Raw genomic sequence first — 15,059 nt, 5'->3', positions numbered from 1 at the left:
TGGGCAGTTGTCGCCGGCTGGGGATTGCGAGCCAGTCAGCGACGACGTGATCCGAAGATAGGCAGAAATGTCGACTGTGTCAACCGGTTTACACTTTTTCTGTAGACCGGTTTACGACCCGGGCGTATCGTCATGAATCAGCGAGGATCGCCGTCATTCGTGTGAGCTGCTCTCAAGTCGTAAATCGGTTGACGCGTAGGCTCTTCTCGAGGGCTCGCGTTTATGAGCCGCCAAGTCGAGGGAGCTGGTCATTGACCGAGGTAGAAACGAGCCGCCGACGCCCTTCACTGACTGACGTCGCGTCGCGGGCCGGCGTTTCAAAAGCCGCGGTCTCCAAGGTCATCAGAAATGCATATGGCGTGAGTCCAGCGATGCGTGAGCGCGTGGAGCTTGCAATAGGTGAACTGGGCTACCGCCCTCGCCTTGCGGCTCGGGTGATGCGTGGCCAGAGCTTCACCCTAGGATTCGAAATTCCCCAGCTGGGCAACGAATTCTTCACGCAGATCATGCAGGGTGCCGCGGATGCTCTAGCCGAGACGGGCTACCAGCTGATTATTGCCCCTGGAGTGGGTGACCTCCGAGGCGCACCCGTGCTCAATGCCTTGGTGGATCGCCAGGTGGATGGCCTTATCGCTATCTCGCCGGAGGTCGCTCCTCTCTGGCTTGAGCGCCTCGGCGAGGAAGTGCCGATCGTTCTTCTTGGCCGGCATGACGAGTCTCATAGCTACGACACTTTGACGAATGACGACCGCGCTGGCGCAGGGCTGGCTATGGATCACTTGTTTGGTCTAGGTCACGAACGGATAGCTCACGTCTCAGTCGGTAGTGCCCCGGAGGTGCCTGAGCGGCTCTTTCCGCACGCAATTCGACGTGAGGTCTACAACTCGGCGATGATTGCTCGAGGGTTCACGCCTCAAGTAGTCTTCGGCGGGCCCCTCGAGCCCGAGGCCTACGCGGCGAGCATGCGTCTGCTGCAAGTTGATGATCCTCCCACCGCGATCTTCGCGGGCAACGACACTCTTGCAATCGGTGCTCTGCGCGCCCGTTCAGAACTCGGCCTCTCGTCGGCTGAGTTGTCGATCGTGGGCTACGACGACATCGCCCTGGCTAGCCAACCGTTCGTCTCTCTCACAACGGTGGATCAGTTTGGCACGCAGTCGGGACGCATGGCCGTTCAATTGCTCATGGAACGAATTGTTCAAGGTCGTACGGAATCACGCCATCACTCGATTGGCCCTGAGCTACGTGTCCGGACGTCGTCGTCCCGACGTTTATCGAGGTAAAGACGGGTTTGGTTTCTATTAAGCGTGCCTGGCCGTGTTTGGTGGCAAGTCGACGGGGCTCGCGAGTCGAGGCCCGCGGCCTGGCGTGTGGATACGAATGGCCCGATGGTTTCCATCCAGATAGACAAGCAGGAGCCCGTTAGACGCCGCATCTCGCCCCTTCGCCCATAGAGGCGCGGTTCGATCCGGCGATCCTCGATGGGCCCGGCCTCATAGTTTGTGGTGGGTTGCCCACAGACGCGGTGGTCGAGAGCGCCAGTGCGCTCGAGGGTGATGAATCCGACGACCGTCGCATCACCCGTCTGCGCCATCTGAAGGCCGCAGGTCAGCGTGAGCCGGCCCTTTCGGGAACTCGCTCCAGGACCGGCTCGGGCATCACTCTGAGGCCAGATTCGGTGCTCCCGTGAAGGTCCATATCGTGAAGCCACCTCCTGTTGATGGGGCCGGTTCTCACTGACTCCAGTGTGAAGCCCAGCGGCACGGTTGGACCGAGCCAGATGCTGCGCCGTGCGTCATGGCCGTCCTCGGCTCCGATCCATGACAGGAAAAAGCCCTCGCCACGGCGCAGCTTCGAGCCAATCGCGATCTGGAGATGGATCAGCGTCCGGTCGTCGAACGCCACCTCGAGCTGGCCGTAGTGCAATCTGCCCATGAGCAAACCCTTCGCCGATTCGACGTGAGGGGGCGGATTGCCGAATCAGGGAACAACCCGCCCTCGCACTACGGTTTCGGCGGGGACTGGGCCGAACTCGTCTTCGTATTCGCCTAGCAGACCTGACGGTATGCCCGCGACAGCCGGATCACAAGAGACCAGCGACAGATGGACACCTGTCGACTAGAGCGAACGGCGCCTCCGCACGTGTAATCGCTCGAATTGATCTGGACACGAGCCGCCATGCGAGACGAGCCCAGATACGAGACTGTCCGCGGTTCTCGACGGTCAGGTTCCTTGACCCAGGGGCGATGTCGTACCGACACATTCGCTGATTCGGTAACGGGCAGTCTCGGCGCCTTCCGTTGAGTGACCTTCTGGATTTCCGGAAAACGAAAGTTGACCATGAGATGGAATTGGCGCGGAGCAGTGTGCTGAGTCGAAAAACCTAGACGACCACTTGCACTCGTGCACGTGCAAGGTTCTGGACTCGTTCGTGCGGATCCTGGGCGTTTCCCGCCACCTGAGCTGTGAAACGGACCGAGAGAAAGTAGGTTCCGACGTGGTCAAACGTGACAGAGTCTGAAAAGTGCTGACTGCCCGTCCCACTGCCTGGCTGTGAACATGTAAACCGGCCCGATCCCGCAAGGTCGGTTGCAAGATCGACCATCACACCCGACTGAGGCGCGTGAGCTTCGAAGGCCACCATGACACGCTCACCACGGTGAACCACGGCGTGATCCCTCCCATTTACAGTCAAGCTGCCAACGGGTTGCACCCCACCGCGCTCTTCGACTCTTGCCGGGACGATGATTTGTGAGTCGACGACTTCATAGCGCGTGTTCTTAGACGACTCGACGCCGCGCTCCACCCATGCCGCGAGTTGTCGAAGTCCGGCCTGCAACGCGCCGCCGTAATCGACCGATCGAGTTGGATGCTCCTGCTCTCCCGAGTCACCATGGAGGGCGTTATCGATATACCACAGGCGGAATCTTTCGTGCAGTTCACTTCCTAGATGTTCCTCAACCCGCTTCTTGTACCAGTCTGCTTGCCAGGGGTAAGCCTCTCGATCGAGGAGACATGAGATCACGATCATTTTTCCCGAAATGAGACCATTCGGCAGCGAACCCGAGGCGCCAAGAGTCATGAGCGGACCGACGTTCACGGGTCGCTGTGGCAGGAGCGGCTGGCCAGCTGAATCCCGGAACTGGTCCCAAGCGGGATAGCCCTCCGTGGGTACTTGATGGCGGTGGTAAGTCTGAACAGCAAGAAAACTGGCGTTATCAACCGTTACCTCATCCCCGACAGCCAGCGCCGACGAATCCTGACCTGACTCGAACCACACGATGTCGCCATCGATCTCAGCAACCTGCAAGACACCTTTAACCGGGTCCTCCGAGTGAACCGTGAGCTGGGCTCCAAGGAGCCAGCCGTTTGGCGCTGACTCAAGCCGGACGCCTGTGACCTCGGACGTGACCGGATTCGCGTGCTTGTATCCCTCATCGACCCCACCCGCGTTGGCCGGAATGCTGGCCCCGCCGTCGGGAGCACCATGTCGCGATTGGGCTTCCGTCAACAACTCCGCGATACGAGTGGTGTGGTGCACCATGTCTCGATGGACGGAGGAGGAGGCATCCGCGCCGAGGTACCCAGGCTTGGACCAGAAATCGTCGGCATAGGTCGGATCCATGTGCATGACCCCTGGGTAGAGCGCTCCGAAAGCGTGCATCCCCATGGTCTTGTATCCGAACCACGATCTAGGAGGGAATCCCAGTCGGGTGACCTCCTCAAGGGCGCCAGCCTCCTCAGCGGAAAGCTCGAGTGAGCCCGGATCTCCGCCAACGTCGTGTGCGTCGACGATCGCGGGGAAGCGGTCTCGTAGGATCCGCTGTGCGTGCATGCGAACGCTAAAGACGTTTGGCATAGCCATTGGACTCCCGATGACAAATGGCAGGAAGCCGTCCCAGGCACCCGTGGTGTTCTCGGCGGCTCCGATCGTCCGGAAGGCGCCGCCGCTCCCACCAAATAGGTACCCGTAGGAGCGGTGCGCCCCAAACGCTACCTGCGCGATGCTTCGGAACAGACGGGCTGCAGCTGCGTTGGCTCGGTATGCGCCGATTGTCGGGTCCACGCCTGACATTGGATTGGCCGCGGCAGGACCGCCACCGTTCGTCTCTACGAACGCGGCTCCGCTAGACATCGAGAAGACGATCCGGTCGCCGTCTCCAGTCTCGATTTGTGCCAGGTTCTCGCTGATGGGTACAGGTGTCACGTGTTGGTAGAAGCGACCTTCGTACTCCTCGCCTTCGGGAAGGTAGAACGAAAAACGTGTGTCCGTGCCCTCGAAACCGCCATGAATGTACCGGTGTGAAACCGGTTTGGTTCGCTCTTCGTCGATGTCGACATACGGGCGCCTAAAGACCTCGTCGGTCGTATCCGGGATTCCGTAGAGCAGTGATGAGTAGGGCGCGGTGGATTCGGCGGTAGTCATGGAAGCGTCTCCTATTGATGATGACAATGGCACTTGGGCAAGAACGAGATCAGCGGGCGCCTTTGACAGGGATGATCGCGACGGCTGCAATCCCCACGAGAACGAGCGCGATCAGCCAGATTGCTTGATATCCGCCGGTAATCACGACTACCTGCGCGGCAAGGATCGGCCCCAACGCCTGCCCGAGATTTGAGCCAACGGCTGCGACTCCCAAGTCTCGGCCTGCACTCTCAGGATCCGGAAGCACGTCGATGAAGAGGGCTTGGTCCACAGAGAGGTAGGCACCGAAGGCAAGACCGCCGATCGCACCGGTGATCATGAGGGCGGGGACGGCCGGCCATACGGCCGGCACGACGAATGCGACGGCCATAAGTGCAGAAGCTGCGATGACGAACGGTTTTCGCCGTCCGATCTTGTCGGACAGGCGACCCGCAATCACGAGTCCGGCAACGGTGAACGGGAGCCCAATAACGGTGAGCAACGGAACCAGAGCCGTTGCAGCCGAGGCGCTCAGTGCGGGTTTGACGTAGCTCTGGAGCATAAAGAGGTTGAGCGCGGTAGTGATGCTGTATCCGAAGGTAAGAAGCAGGCGAGCCAGCCACACCCACCGAAAGTCAGAAGAGCGAAGTGGGGTCGCGAACCCCCGAAACACCGATGCCCAGTTCCCGCTAGGGCGAGGGAGACCCCGTGAAGATTCGTCTTTGGCGAATCGGTAGAACCCAACTACCCCAACCGCGACCAATCCTGCGATGACGAAGTACGAATTTATGCCGATCGCGGCAAATGTCGCACCGGCGATGATCGCGCCGATGACTCCTCCGGCAAAGTTTCCGAGACCCCCCACGGCGGATGCCGTGCCTCGCTTCGAGGTAGTGACGCGGTCCGCGATGGTCGCAGTGAGCGGTCCGGATGCGGAGTTAAGCGTGATGCTCATGAGCGCAAACAAGATGACGAGGACTGCGATCGACGGTGAGAATCGGATGGCAGCCAGGAAGAATGCACCAGCCAGGCCGCCCAGGAGAATCCAGGGGGTGCGACGGCCGTAGGAGGAACGGGTGCGATCCGACAAGACGCCAATGATTGGCTGCGCAATCATGGTCAAGACCGTACCGACGGTCCCGACGATGGCGAGTCCCTGGGCCCGCGCTGCTTCAAATTCTTTCAAAAGGCCCAACTGTCGAATCTGTTCGGTCGTAGGTGTGGTCGTTCCAGCCTTCACGGCATTCTTCAGTTCAGTCAGAGCCACCAGATCGAGGCGAGAATCGACGCCGGTGAAGATCCTGCCAAATTCAAGGAGCTGGACGTGATTGGGAAGAATAATCCCCGTCACGCCTCCCCAGACCGAGGTGATGGCAGCCGTGGCAATCCCGAACCAGACGAGGTAACGCCTCAATTCGACGCCCCCGAAAAGCTCTCGTGACGTGCCGACAGCGGGCGAGCTGGCAGTCAGCGGGTGATTGGTCTCGTCAGAAGCCTCGGGAACACTTTGACCGGGTAGTTCAGGGAGGAGCGGTGACGTCATCGTCGGTCCAATCATCATCGACAGGTCTGGTGGCGAAAAGTGTATGGCGTTCACATTCTGTCGCGCAAGGTCCTTCAGAGTTGCCTCGGCCACTAACGCCCCCCGATTTGCAGACGACAGACACCTGGAACGAACTCGAGCAGCGGTTCAGCTGGTGAAAAGCGCATAAAGTGCACTTTTATGGCAAACACCCGCGGTTCGTACGCCAAAGGCATCGCAAAGCGTTCGGAGATCCTGGAAGCCGCTCTGTCGATCATTGATCAGCAGGGCTACGGCGCGGCTACCGTGAAGCAACTCGCGGACGCAGTTGGCCTTAGCCAAACCGGGGTGCTTCGTTATTTCGGCACCAAAGAGACGCTGTTCGTCGAGATATTGCGCCGTCGAGACGAGGCGCTTGAAGCCAGCAGTAATCCGAAATACCCCGACTTCGAGGGCGACCTTGTCCGCGGCATCCTGAATGCCGTTCGCCTCGACACCGAGGCGCCCGGAATGATTCAACTCACGCTTCGGCTCGTTGGCGAGGCCACCGAAAGTGGCCACGCCGCTCATGACTTTTTTCGGTCTCGATTCGATTCGACTCGACTGCTCATAGGCGCTGCTCTTAGGCACCTCCAGTCAGAGGGCAGAATGGATCGAGGCATCGACCCAGAAATTGCGGCAAACCTCATCTTCGCGAGCATCGATGGTTTGCGCCTCCAATGGATGTACGCCCCGTCAATCGACATCGTTGAACACATATCTGTACTTCTGAAAACCTTTGGCATCGTGGACGCCCCAAACGCATTCGGCGGTAAGGAGCCTGGATCATCACAAACGCCGGGTACGCATGTCCGGCAAGTCTCAGACCTGCAGTAAGCCCATTTCGACTGAAAAAGCTCAGGGTTGCCGACCCTGTGCGGCACTGTGCCGACATGGGATAGCGACCAGAAGCGTCACAGGATCGGCGCATACAGCCACTTGATGTAACCGTCACACACGTTGGTGTACGCCGTCGTTCACGAGGTGACACCTACCGACCACGTCAGCCTCCAGGTTTGCGATCGGAATGACGCCAGGCGGCGCAGCCCGGAATGCCGCCCGGCATGTGGGTGCACTCATAGACGTGTCGAAGGCGCAAGGTCAGCGTGCGTCTACTGCAACCGCAGTAGACGGGCCGCTTCAAGGGGACGACGATCTTCGCGTGCTGCGGCGAAAGAATCGATCATCCCCGGACGATCACCCCGATCCCTGGGCTCACTTAGGAGATCGAATGTCCATCTTTCTGTCACGAGTCGGGCGCTTCTCCGCCCGACACCGGCTCCTGGTTGCGGGTATCTGGCTCGCCCTTTTCGTCGCCCTCATCGCAACCTACGCCGTCGGATCCACTCGTACCGCCCCCACCGCAGCCTCGCAGACGTCCTCCTCAACCGAGGCCTCCGAGACCCTCACGCTGATGGAGAAGCAGTTCCCCTCGACAAGCGGCGCCTCGACTGCCGACACCCTCCAGCTTGTTCTGCAGGCGCCCAAGGGTGACAAGGTCACCGATCCAGCGACGACGAGCGCCATCGCAGACCTCCTCGCTAGCGCGAAGAATCTCCCCGGCGTCAGCAGTCTCACCGACCCGTTTGCGAAAACCGCCCCGTATGTCTCTCCTGATGGGACCGTCGCGGTATCCACCCTTACCTACGATCACCCCGGAAACCTCGACCAGAAGACGAAGTACTACGACGCGGCCCTGGCTTTCCAAGAGAAGAGCCACCCGGGCATCGGTGTGAACCTTGGCGGCAACCTGCTCGAGACCTCCGCGCCCGCGGCCGGAATCGGCGAAGGCTTGGGAGTGGTCGCCGCCCTCCTCGTCCTCGTTCTCACCTTCGGCTCCCTGCTAGCCGCCGGCGCCAACCTCCTCGTAGCCGTGTTCGGTGTCGGCCTCGGCGCTATCGGAGTAGTCACGTACGGCGCGTTCTTCCCTCTGGGCGACAACGCCATCATCCTCGCTGCCATGCTTGGCCTCGCCGTCGGCATCGACTACAGCCTTTTCATCCTCAGCCGCTTCCGCTCCGAATTGCGAGACGGTCGGAGCGTCGAGGACGCTGTGGCGAGGTCGGTCGGTACGGCGGGCACTGCCGTCGTCTTCGCGGGCCTGACCGTCATCATTGCCCTCGTCGGACTCCTGGTCGTCAACATCCGCGCAATCTCCGAAATGGGAATCGCAGCGGCTGCCGCTGTCGCAATCTCCGTCTTGATCGCCCTCACCCTCCTGCCAGTCCTCATGCGGACACTCGGCCGCCGCGCTCTGCCTAAGAAGTACCGCCACCTGCGCGAGGGAGCCGTCATCGCCCAGACCCCTGGCCGCCGCAACATTCTCGCCGCCTGGGGTCGCGGAGTAGTCAAACGCCCCGTCCTGTTCGCCATCGGAGCCATCGTCGTACTCGCAGTGGTCGCCGTGCCCACCCTCAGCATGAAGACCGCCTACAACATTCCCGGTGGCGCCGACCCTGAATCGACCGAGCGAACCGCGTACAACCTGGTCCTCGACAAGTTCGGCGGCATCCAGAGCCCCCTACTCGTCGTCGCAGAAGGCACCGGAATCGCCTCCAAAACCAGCTCGATCGAGTCCGAGCTGAAGGGCCTCAAGGGCGTCCAACAGGTCACCCCGGCCCAGATCAACGGCTCCGGCACCGCGGCACTTATCACCGTCATCCCGACAAGCAGCCCGATCTCCGACACCACTGTCGACCTCGTGTCCGCAATCCGAAGCGACAGCACCGTATCGGGCGTGGACCTCAAAGTCACCGGCGAGGCCGCAATCTACATCGACGAGGACGCCCAACTGCACCAGGCGCTCATCAAGTACGTCATCGTCATCGCCGTCCTCTCGCTCCTACTGCTGACCGTCATGTTCCGGTCGCTACTCGTGCCCCTTACCGCCACGTTCGGATACCTGCTGTCGTTGCTCGCCTCATTCGGCGGAAGCGTCGCCGTGTTCCAGTGGGGCTGGCTTGACCCGATCATTGCCGCGCCGCAGGGTGACCCGATGCTCAGCCTCCTGCCGATTCTCCTTGTCGGCGTCCTCTTCGGACTCGCCATGGACTACCAGGTGTTCCTCGTCTCACGCATTCAGGAAGCGCACGGTAAAGGACTCTCACCGAAGGAAGCCGTCCTCACGGGCTTTACGAAATCGGCACCGGTCCTCGTCGCAGCGGGCTCGATCATGACCGTCGTCTTTGCCGGCTTCGCATCCAGCACGATGGCCGTCGCAGCTTCCATCGCCTTCGGCCTCGTCGTCGGAGTCATGGCAGACGTCTTCCTCGTCCGACTCATCCTGATCCCGGCCCTCCTCACGATCCTCGGCGAGTCCGCCTGGTGGCTCCCGAAGTGGATGGATCGCATCATCCCGAACATCGACATCGAGGGCCACGCCCTCGATGCCCACGAAGCCCGATCGTCGGCTACGCCTGTCGATCGTGAACGCGAGACGGTCTCCGCCTAAACATCCGACCATCCCGCACAGCGAGGGCTCGACCTAAAATGGTCGGGCCCTCGCTCTCTTTTTAGGCCCCGAAGACGTCGGAACCCTCAACTGGGACCTCTAGTACGCATGATTACCTCGCTGCCGCCCGCAACGCAGAGGTCACCACTCGACAGCTCCTACGCGTCGAGATCGGCAGGCTCGACAGTCTCCAAATCTCTACTGCCGAACGGGCGGGCGCAACAACCGCGGTCGAACGTCAGGCGTCCCGGGCGAGAGTTTTCTGCAGGGCCTCAGCAGGCCCAACCGGGTTTCGTCCAAGGAGCCGGGCGAGGTCATCGGAGTTGGTGATTAGTTCGTCGCGGGAGATTCCGGTGTCCGCGTCAGCCAGGATCCGAGCGAGACCCTTCGGGAATCCGAGCCCAACGAGGTAGTCCGTGTACCTGTCTTCAGAGAGATCTTCGTAGTCGACGGGTTGGCCCATCACGTCGCCCATCACGGCAGCCATCTCGGCGAGGGTGAAGGAGGTGCCTCCCAGGTCGTAGGTGCGACCCTCGTGGCCGGAGGAAGTGAGCACCGCCGCCGCGGCCTCGGCATAGTCCTGGCGAATTGCAGCTGATACGCGGCCGGCGCCGGCGCCGCCGACGAGGGTACCGGTCTCGGCGACGGAGGAAAGCTGGTCGGTGTAGCGCTCGAGGTACCAGCCGTTGCGGAGGATGACGAACGGGACCCCGCTCTGCGCCAGGTACTGCTCGGTCAGGCGGTGCTCTTCGGCCAGGCGCATGCGTGCAGTGTCCGCGTTCAACTCGCTCGTGTAGGCGATGAGTGTGATGCCGGCCGCCCGCGCCGCATCAATGGCGCGAGTGTGGTTTCCGATGCGGAGCCCGACGTCGGTGGTCGACACGAGCAGGAGTTTCTCGCCGCCGGCAAACGCCGCGGTCAAGCTTTCCGGGTCGGCGAAGTCGGCCACTCGGGTCGCCACGCCGACCTCGGCATGCAACGCGGCCAGTTTGGCGGCATCGCGACCGGTGGCGACGATGTCGGCGCTGGGCACGCCAGCGTCGAGGAGAGAGAGGACTGCAAGGCGGCCGAGCTGGCCCGTGGCGCCGGTGACGATAATCGACATGTGTTGCTCCTGTTCAGTGATTCGAGGTTCTACCGCAAATCAACCAAAGAAGCGCACTTCTGGGAAGTACCTACCTTTTGGTGCGCTACACACCGCCGTATCCTGATGTCATGACGACAGGGGACGACACTTGGGACCCGTACACCTCCGGTTGCCCTTCGCGAGACCTGCTCGACCGGATCGGCGACAAGTGGAGCGTCCTCATTCTCGGCCAGCTCTCTGACGGGGAGCCTCGGCGCTACGCCCGGATCCGTAACGGTATCGCGGGAATCAGCGAGAAGATGCTGACCCAAACCCTCCGCCATCTCGAAGAGGACGGACTCGTCACGCGCGACATCTTCCCTGAGGTCCCGCCCCGTGTTGAATATGGCCTTACACCTCTGGGGCAGACTCTGAGGACCACACTTACTGCCCTGCGCGAGTGGTCTGTAGCGCACGCCAGTGAGGTCTTAGAGGCGCGTGGACGTTACGCAGCAGATATTAGGGCCGTCCGAATCGTGCACGCAAAGCAGGCTTAGAGGACGCAACGTAAGCGTCCCGCTTACGTGCACTTGCCCAACCAACCCGTCCAGCGACGAAACGATGTGAGCGACGAAGCGAGGATCGACGAGGCGCTGAAGCTAAGCGTCCAATCCGGCCCTGAAGACAAGAGAGACTAACTGTGCCCTGTCGCGCGCTCCAAGCTTGAGCATCGCTCTGTTAGCGTGTGTTTTCACCGTGAAAGGCGAGATGAAAAGCGTTCGCCCCACTGCATCGTTGTCGCTGCCACCGGCGATAGCGATCACCACCTCGCGTTCCTTGGGCGTCAATGCGTCGAACTGAGCCAAGACATTGGGGTCAATGACCCGAGTTGCCGGTGCCGACACCTCTGCGATGACGGCGGCCTGAGCCGCCGCCGATAACGCACCGCCGCCTGCGACAACTTCGCGAATGCCTGCGACGAGTTCTTTGGGTCCGACTGTTTTGCCTAGGAATCCATTGGCGCCTGCCCGAAGAGCTGCAACAACTACCTCATCATGTTCGAAAGTCGTCAAGACAATGATGCGCGTCGCCTCAGCCGTCGAGAACTCCCGGATGCGCCTCGTCGCCTCAACGCCGTCGACGCCCGGCATGCGGATGTCCATGAGAATGACATCGACCGAATTCTCGCGGGTGAAAGCCACAGCTTCTAGGCCGTCGCCAGCCTCTCCGACCACCTGAAATTCGGGCTGGGAATCGAGGATCGTCCGTAAGCCCATTCGGATCATGGGTTGGTCATCCACCAGCAACAGCGACGTCGTCACAGTGTCCTTCTTCCGTCCAGGGGCAGGCTAGCGCGGACCGTGAAGAGGCTACCGTCGCCGTCATACGCGTCGACCTTTCCGCCTGCTGCACTCACCCGTTCACGCATGCCGAGGAGTCCGAATCCACTTCCGCTTCTTTGAGACGACTTACCCGGAATCGGGTTGGTCACTGTGATGACCAAGGTGTTGGCCTCAATGACAAGCTGAACTCTGGCGGTTCCGCTGCCGTAACGGTATGCATTCGTTAGAGCTTCCTGCACGATCCGGTAGGCAGTCATCCCAATGGCAGGATCGGCCTCGGGCAAGGGGTCGACCATTGTGAAATCCACCCGCAGCCCCGAACCTTCATAGGACGCCACGAGATCGACGATGGTTGCGAAGCCCGCGACCGTATAGTCCGCTTGAACTGTCCCATCTCCCGAGCGGAGGAGTTCGAGGATCTGCTGCGTCTCGGTGGTCACCGCGCGAAGCGCGACGCGGGCGTCCTCGGCGGCCTTCGCCGCGACGTCCGGCTCGCGATGAATTGTCACTTCCACGGCACCGAGATGCATGCTCGCCACTGCCACCTGATGACCGACAATGTCGTGCAAGTCGCGAGCAATTCGGAGACGCTCCTCGCTAACCCGGCGACGCGCCTCCTCCTCCCGCGTCGCTAGCGCATCTTGAGCGCGTGTCAGAAGTGAATTCCAGTACTGACGTTGACTATGGAGTCCTGCTCCTGCTGCTCCGCCGGCAATACAGGCGAAGACGGCCGCGAGCACATCAGGACTTAGTGGCCCGGAATGCGCCTCGAGAGCCACTATGACGAATAAAGGAAGCGCGGCTAGCGGGACCGCGCGGAGAGGGGAAGCCCCGCGGAATGTTCCCGCGAAAAGGGTGAAGACGACAATCGTCCATTCCACAATGGGGTTCCACCCCGCGGCGGCGGCGGCGGCGCTCCCAAGGATCGTCGCGCCCAGACCGACCCAGAACAGGCGCCGCGCGAGGATCGCCCCAGCAACCGTGACGAGCAGTCCAATGACTGCGAAGACCCCTGCTCCGAGAGCGAAAACTCTGGCAGCCTCGACGAGCGCTGCAAGCATGCTGACCGCGAGGGAACCGGTGACCAGCACCTCAGGTCGGCGTAGCCACATCGGGCTCGACCGCAGGACATCATCGCCTGGCTCGTTCATCTCCCTAGAATGCGGCATCTACAAGGCCAGCGTGTACTCCGGATGCAGTAGAAGCATCGATTCAGCTGATGGACGTTCTAACGACCGGGCCCGCGAAGGATTGCATCATTGCACTCTCCGACGACACCCCTGAAGGACGAAGACCATGGCTACTCCAACGACTCTCCCGCAAACGTCACGCCCCGTGCGATCACGTATATCCCTGGCCGAGATTCCTCGCGCAGCTCTGGGCGGAACGCTTCTCACCCTGAGCATTGCGACCCAGTGCGCGGCAGGAATTGCCCTTGCGGCGTCCTGGGGCCTGCAGATCGGGGCCAACGTGGCACTCGAAAGAGGCTCGCGATGACGCTCCGCCCAATTCGACCCGATGACATCGAACTCCCGAGTACCGAGCCGATCGATATCACCTCGCTTGTCGACTCGCTGGTTGTCGAATCGGATCTGCCAGATTGACGACCGCCGTGCTTCCCCTTGCTTGCGTTGATCCGCCAATGATCGATGCAACTGTTTTACCGCGGGCGGGTGGTTGAAGACGCAGCCGACGTTTCGGGAACCGTTCCGCTCAGAGCGGCGCAAAAGATTTGAGGGTCAGCAGATAGCGGCGTGACTGTCGTAGACCCCAACAACGCCCTGGGACGTTCCCCCCAAGCAGCGGCCATGGAAACGCACTCCTAGGTCTCGCTTCCTCCTTTGTGGTGGCGTCTTGGGTGCTGCGCAAGGGCTCTGGCCCCTGCATCAGGGACATAGCTCAGAGCCTCGCAAGCTTCTAAGACCCGTATGCGAAGGGCGGGTCTGACGTGGGGCTGGTCGTTGATTACTCGAGAGACGGTCTGCGTGGAAACACCTGCGCGAGCTGCTACCTCGTAGATCGTGACCAGACCCCGTGGTCTCGCAGAGGATGCGCCTGATCTCATGGAAATGCCCATGTCCTTCTCCTTGTTCTCATGGTCACATGACCGATTGGCCGCCGTCGGAAGGAAGAATGACGCCGTTGAGGTTGACCGCGTCGTCGCTAAGTAAGAAAGTGATGGACGCTGCCAGGCGTGCGGCCTCGACGGGTGCCGGGATGAGTGCAAGCAGCGGCTTGATTCGGCCCTCGCCAAGGGTGGAATCGAATGATGCCTGGATATTAGTGATTGTGCTGCCTGGGGCGACGGTGTTGACCCGGAGTCCACTTGGCCCGTACATGAATGCCGAGCTTTTTGTAATGCCGACGACTGCATGCTTCGATGCGGTGTACGCAAGGCCGGCCGAAGATCCGCGGAGGCCAGCCTCGGAGGCGACGTTGACGATCGCGCCTCGGCTCGCAGCGAGCATGATAGGGATGACCGCACGGGAGAGCTTGAACAGGCCCGTGACGTTGACGCGGAAGACGCGTTCCCAGACAGCGTCGGACACCTCGTGAAGCGGTGTCATGTTGTCCATGATTCCGGCGACGTTGGCCAGCCCGTCGATCCTGGGCCCGGCCAGGGCAATGATGTTTGCTACGTCGGCGTCGTCGGCGATGTCTCCTGCTGCCGCGATGAGGTCCAGGTCGGGGTGCTCTGCCACGAGCGCATCAAGGCGGTCCCCGCTGATGTCGGCGGCGATAACGCGACCGCCCTCCTTGGCGACGCGAAGGGCTGTTGCTCGGCCAATTCCGGAGCCAGCGCCAGTGACGATGACGGTCTTGCCCTGGAACCGGTTGGAAGTGATTTTCTCTTTCCAGCTGTGGGCGTCCGACTCGTCTTCGATGTCGTCGGGCAGTTCTCCGCCGTTGGCATCTCGGACCACCTGGTCGATGAGCAACTCCGTCACGCGTCCCTGCGACATAGCGGCGAGCTGCTCCAGGGGAAGCTGGCGGGCAGGCGACAACGAGTCGGTGTCAATTCCTGTTGTTGAAAGGGCTTTTTTCAAGATTGGCCCGCCGGAGGCGTCGTCGAGCCAGCGGCCGATTGTTGAACGGCCGGTGAGGGGTGTGTTGGTAGCAGACATTCAGGGTTCCTTTGCTCATCATGGCCAGGGCTCAGGCCCTTCCCGGTGTGGGCGACGGCCCAGACGTTGGGGTCATTTGGTGGCGGCGTCAGGGGCGCCTTGGAGGTG

At 61.4% G+C, this 15,059-nt stretch carries 12 protein-coding genes; 4 read left to right on the top strand and 8 right to left on the bottom strand.

The features are described from left to right. The first annotated feature begins 251 nt into the window (after positions 1-251). Positions 252-1,283: a LacI family DNA-binding transcriptional regulator gene (locus tag EDF39_RS02365; RefSeq protein WP_123940145.1), complete on the top strand. Its 1,032-nt coding sequence runs from the start codon at positions 252-254 to the stop codon at positions 1,281-1,283. A 325-nt stretch (positions 1,284-1,608) separates the two neighbouring features. Here the strand turns inward: EDF39_RS02365 and EDF39_RS02360 are convergent, their stop codons facing one another. The 3 genes from EDF39_RS02360 to EDF39_RS02350 form a co-directional block, all read right to left on the bottom strand. Continuing rightward, positions 1,609-1,935 (bottom strand): ATP-dependent DNA ligase, encoded by a 327-nt coding sequence (locus EDF39_RS02360; protein ID WP_123940143.1) that lies wholly within the window; start codon positions 1,933-1,935, stop codon positions 1,609-1,611. 448 nt (positions 1,936-2,383) lie between these two features. Further along, positions 2,384-4,426: a hypothetical protein gene (locus tag EDF39_RS02355; RefSeq protein ID WP_199726117.1), complete on the bottom strand. Its 2,043-nt coding sequence runs from the start codon at positions 4,424-4,426 to the stop codon at positions 2,384-2,386. Positions 4,427-4,475: 49 nt separating this feature from the next. Beyond that, on the bottom strand, positions 4,476-6,041 hold the full coding sequence (locus EDF39_RS02350) for an MFS transporter (protein WP_123940141.1): 1,566 nt from the start codon (positions 6,039-6,041) through the stop codon (positions 4,476-4,478). An 87-nt stretch (positions 6,042-6,128) separates the two neighbouring features. On the opposite strand from EDF39_RS02350, the gene EDF39_RS02345 reads away from it, so the two are divergent. Next, positions 6,129-6,803: a TetR/AcrR family transcriptional regulator gene (locus EDF39_RS02345; RefSeq protein ID WP_123940139.1), complete on the top strand. Its 675-nt coding sequence runs from the start codon at positions 6,129-6,131 to the stop codon at positions 6,801-6,803. Positions 6,804-7,197: 394 nt separating this feature from the next. Continuing rightward, on the top strand, positions 7,198-9,417 hold the full coding sequence (locus EDF39_RS02340; RefSeq protein WP_123940137.1) for an MMPL family transporter: 2,220 nt from the start codon (positions 7,198-7,200) through the stop codon (positions 9,415-9,417). Positions 9,418-9,655: 238 nt separating this feature from the next. On the opposite strand, the gene EDF39_RS02335 is transcribed toward EDF39_RS02340, so the two are convergent. Next, positions 9,656-10,522, bottom strand: a complete 867-nt coding sequence (locus EDF39_RS02335; protein WP_123940135.1) for an SDR family oxidoreductase — start codon at positions 10,520-10,522, stop codon at positions 9,656-9,658. Between the two features lie 110 nt (positions 10,523-10,632). On the opposite strand from EDF39_RS02335, the gene EDF39_RS02330 reads away from it, so the two are divergent. After that, on the top strand, positions 10,633-11,040 hold the full coding sequence (locus tag EDF39_RS02330; protein WP_123940133.1) for a helix-turn-helix domain-containing protein: 408 nt from the start codon (positions 10,633-10,635) through the stop codon (positions 11,038-11,040). A 102-nt stretch (positions 11,041-11,142) separates the two neighbouring features. On the opposite strand, the gene EDF39_RS02325 is transcribed toward EDF39_RS02330, so the two are convergent. The 4 genes from EDF39_RS02325 to EDF39_RS02310 all read right to left on the bottom strand — a co-directional run bounded on the left by EDF39_RS02325 (position 11,143) and on the right by EDF39_RS02310 (position 14,951). After that, positions 11,143-11,805: a response regulator transcription factor gene (locus EDF39_RS02325; RefSeq protein WP_123940131.1), complete on the bottom strand. Its 663-nt coding sequence runs from the start codon at positions 11,803-11,805 to the stop codon at positions 11,143-11,145. Further along, on the bottom strand, positions 11,802-12,977 hold the full coding sequence (locus EDF39_RS02320) for a sensor histidine kinase (RefSeq protein WP_158613128.1): 1,176 nt from the start codon (positions 12,975-12,977) through the stop codon (positions 11,802-11,804). Before EDF39_RS02320 ends, EDF39_RS02325 begins: the two co-directional genes overlap by 4 nt. 671 nt (positions 12,978-13,648) lie before the next feature. Beyond that, the gene (locus tag EDF39_RS02315) at positions 13,649-13,891 is read right to left on the bottom strand and encodes a LacI family DNA-binding transcriptional regulator (RefSeq protein ID WP_123942216.1); all 243 of its coding nucleotides are present in this window, start codon (positions 13,889-13,891) and stop codon (positions 13,649-13,651) included. 34 nt (positions 13,892-13,925) lie between these two features. Continuing rightward, positions 13,926-14,951, bottom strand: a complete 1,026-nt coding sequence (locus EDF39_RS02310) for an SDR family NAD(P)-dependent oxidoreductase (protein WP_123940127.1) — start codon at positions 14,949-14,951, stop codon at positions 13,926-13,928. Between the last annotated feature and the right edge of the window lie 108 nt (positions 14,952-15,059).

Source organism: Frondihabitans sp. PhB161, from assembly GCF_003814635.1.
Classification (GTDB): domain Bacteria; phylum Actinomycetota; class Actinomycetes; order Actinomycetales; family Microbacteriaceae; genus Frondihabitans.
This window is presented reverse-complemented; position numbering and strand designations above follow the sequence as displayed.

Coding starts and splice junctions, on each gene's coding strand:
- EDF39_RS02360 (WP_123940143.1), bottom strand. CDS start 1,935: ATGGGCAGATTGCACTACGGCCAGCTCGAGGTGGCGTTCGACGACCGG.
- EDF39_RS02355 (WP_199726117.1), bottom strand. CDS start 4,426: ATGACTACCGCCGAATCCACCGCGCCCTACTCATCACTGCTCTACGGA.
- EDF39_RS02345 (WP_123940139.1), top strand. CDS start 6,129: ATGGCAAACACCCGCGGTTCGTACGCCAAAGGCATCGCAAAGCGTTCG.
- EDF39_RS02340 (WP_123940137.1), top strand. CDS start 7,198: ATGTCCATCTTTCTGTCACGAGTCGGGCGCTTCTCCGCCCGACACCGG.
- EDF39_RS02335 (WP_123940135.1), bottom strand. CDS start 10,522: ATGTCGATTATCGTCACCGGCGCCACGGGCCAGCTCGGCCGCCTTGCA.
- EDF39_RS02330 (WP_123940133.1), top strand. CDS start 10,633: ATGACGACAGGGGACGACACTTGGGACCCGTACACCTCCGGTTGCCCT.
- EDF39_RS02320 (WP_158613128.1), bottom strand. CDS start 12,977: ATGAACGAGCCAGGCGATGATGTCCTGCGGTCGAGCCCGATGTGGCTA.
- EDF39_RS02315 (WP_123942216.1), bottom strand. CDS start 13,891: ATGAGATCAGGCGCATCCTCTGCGAGACCACGGGGTCTGGTCACGATC.
- EDF39_RS02310 (WP_123940127.1), bottom strand. CDS start 14,951: ATGTCTGCTACCAACACACCCCTCACCGGCCGTTCAACAATCGGCCGC.